The sequence below is a fragment of the Caballeronia sp. genome (genome assembly GCF_049581465.1).
GTDB lineage: Bacteria > Pseudomonadota > Gammaproteobacteria > Burkholderiales > Burkholderiaceae > Caballeronia.
On the sequence record NZ_JBAUSA010001236.1, the window covers coordinates 1 to 2,955 of the forward strand.

The following is a 2,955-nucleotide window of genomic DNA, read 5'->3' on the forward strand; positions in this document are numbered from 1 at the left end:
GTGCTGGATCGCCCTGCCGATGACCGCCGACGCGCAGGCGAGCGGTATCGCCACGGCGCTCGCCCTGTCGGCGGGCCTCGCGTTGCTGGCGGCGCTGACGGGTTATCTGATCCAGTTGCATATCAACCGTCCGCTTCAGGATCTGGCGCGGGCGGCGCGCAACGTCAGCGCGGGCGAAGCCCCTGTGCCGCTTCCCATCGACGGTCCGACGGAAATCGCCCAGGTAAGCCGCGCGTTCAATCAGATGACCCAGGCATTGCAGCAGGCCGAAGCGACGCGGGCACTCATGCTCGCGGGCGTGTCTCACGACATTCGCACGCCGCTGACCAAACTGCGTCTCGCGATGGCAATGGCGATTCCGCGTGGCACCGATGAACCCTTCGTGGCGTCGGCGGAAGGGTACCTCGATCAGATCGACACGATCCTCCAGCAGTTCATGGACTACGCCGGCAGCGGAGAGCGTGAGATCCCGCAGCCCGGCGATCTCAATGCGCTGGTGGGTCAGCTCGCCGCGGATTTTGCGGGGCTCGGGCATGAATTCGAACTGTCCCTCGGCGACGTGCCGGTGTTTGCGTTCAGGCCGGTGAGCATGATGCGTCTGCTGATGAACCTGATGCAGAACGCGGTGGTGTACGGGCGCAGCGGTTTTCTCGTACGCAGCTGGTCCGAAGGCAGCACGGCGTATGTCACCGTATGCGATCGCGGCAGCGGCATCGGCCCGGAGGAACTCGAGCAGCTCAAGGCGCCCTTCAGCCGCGGCAGAAATGCGCGCGGCCATTCGGGCGGCACCGGCCTGGGCCTCGCGATCGTCGAGCGCATTGCGCGCCTGCACGGCGGATCATTGCAGTTTCGCGCGCGTGACGGCGGCGGTCTCGAAGCGGTGGTGGCATTGCCGCTGAACCGGCACACCGCTTAAAGCGAAGATCCGCGAGCCTTACGTCTGAACAAACGGCATGGGTGACATAGCTCGACATACTTTCCGCATGGCGCTCGAAGCCGGCTCCTTTCATACTTGCGTCTGTGGGTTGCGGCGCGCACCGATAGCAGACGAGCTGAACTCACGCGGGCATGATCTCCGATGGTTTGTGATCCTTAGGATCGAACGATTGTCGGCGACATTTTTCGGCAATTTGCGGCACGACAGTGCCGATGACAGGATCGACATGCGGACTTCATTCAAATTCCTCGCTGACAACGCGACTCGTTTGGCGGGCGCGGCGCTGGTGACGGGATCGCTCTTGTTTGCAGGCTGCGCCGAGGGCGTCGCCAGCGTGAGTCAGGCTACCGTTCATCCGCAGGTGCGGGCGGACATCATCTATGTGTATTCATTCGATGCCACACCGGATCAGGTGAAATTGGACAGCGGCATGGCGCAGAAGCTGAAAACGAAAATCGCCGGCGGGTCGGCCGCTGACGAGCAGACTCAGACGGCAATTGAAGCGCGCGAGCAGGTGTCCAATGAAATCGTGCGGCAATTGCAATCGATGGGACTGCGTGCAGCACGCGCGGACGGCCCCGTGCCCGCAGGGCGGAATGCGCTGATCGTTGAGGGTAACTTCCAGACGATCGATGAAGGTAAGCGCAGGCGTCGCGTGTTGATCGGCCTTGGCGCGGGCAAGAGTGAGGTCGGCGCGTCGGTCCAGATTCTTTACCAACCGGCGGACGGCTCGCCCGAGCCGCTGCAAAGCTTCTCAGCCGATGCCGATAGCGGCCACATGCCGGGCGTGGCCGAAACAGCCGGGGTCGGCGCTGCAGCGGGTCATCTCGCGACTTCCGCCGCGGCAGGCGCGTCCTTGCATGGCGTATCCGAGGTGAAGCGCGACAGTATTTCTGCGGATGCTAAAAAATTAGCCGATTCGATCGCGAAACAGGTGGCGGCGACGAGCGCGGCGAATGGCTGGATGTCGGCTGAGCGGGTGGATTGAGGAGTGTGCGTGGAGGGGGTGGCCCCTGGCTTAAAAGACCAAACCGGCTTCCAGGGCTATGGCCGCGCGTCTCGAACGAAACATTCGTACGGCGGCCACCGCATTGGCTTTACAACAACACGGCCTGCTGCAGTAGTTCCAATGCCTTCATCTCGTCCAGGCGGCCTGTGCGTGCTTTGCCCGCGAGCGTCTTTAGCAGCGCCTCTGCAATTGGGCTAAGACCCTGAAGGCTGTCCAAGCTGGTCACAGAATTGACGGGGGGCGTAAAGGTCAAGTCCAGCCCTGCCGCGGGCAGAAGCTCGGAAGGCTGGGCGGACGCCAATAGCTCAATATCGCCTGCCGAATTGACAGGGACGGCCGATGAATCCCCAAGGGATGCTTCCTGCTTAGCGACATCCACCGGCTTACGACCGACAGTACGTGCGGGTCGACTTGGGCTTTCATCGACAGCGACAGCGACCACGGACGGGAGAACGCCCGGCGTAGATTTCTTCGCGATCGGGCCCTTGGTCGCTGCGTTCTTTTCCATCGAAGTTGCAGTCGCAGGCACTTGTTCCTGATGGACCGATGCATGACCGCGCGAAGCCGGCGTGAGGAGCTTGACTACCGCAGCAGGGATGTCCGTTGCTGAACGCTCGACATCCAGCCATCCAGCCGGCAATCCAAGGCGCTTCGTGAACCGGTTCGCTTCTACGTCGTCCATTCGTTTTTTGCCGTGCAACCGATGGGCCATGTTGGACCCACTCAGTTCCATCAAGACCCCCAACCGTGCTTTCGATCCATTGCGCGACGTGATCACGTGCAAGTTGGCGCGACGAATCTTTTCCACAGTAGCCGCATCATTGAGCGGCAGCGACTGCTGCGTACTCGACTTCAAGGGTGCCTTGGCATTCGCAGGCGCCGCCTTGGGCGCAGGTCCAGGAGTCTTCTTCACAACCGCTTGATTCGACCCTTTCGCGACCACCCGTGGGGACTCGCTACCTGTTTTCTTTCGCATTTCCGGTTCCTTGGGCAGACGGTCGCTTGAAGT

2 protein-coding genes and 1 pseudogene are annotated in these 2,955 nt (G+C 62.1%); 2 read left to right on the forward strand and 1 reads right to left on the reverse strand.

Translation table 11 applies throughout. The features are described 5' to 3' along the window. The coding region (locus WCA53_RS30185; protein WP_423920017.1) for an ATP-binding protein at positions 1-916 on the forward strand (916 nt) is incomplete at its 5' end. Positions 917-1,163: 247 nt separating this feature from the next. Then, a complete protein-coding gene (locus tag WCA53_RS30190) occupies positions 1,164-1,925 on the forward strand; it encodes a DUF4410 domain-containing protein (RefSeq protein ID WP_423920020.1) in 762 nt (253 codons plus the stop codon). Between the two features lie 109 nt (positions 1,926-2,034). On the opposite strand, the pseudogene WCA53_RS30195 reads toward WCA53_RS30190, so the two are convergent. Then, positions 2,035-2,955 (reverse strand): annotated as a pseudogene (locus tag WCA53_RS30195) (hypothetical protein); the annotation flags it as partial.

Excerpts from the sequence above, each read along its gene's own strand:
- WCA53_RS30190 (WP_423920020.1), top strand. The coding sequence starts at position 1,164 with ATGCGGACTTCATTCAAATTCCTCGCTGACAACGCGACTCGTTTGGCG.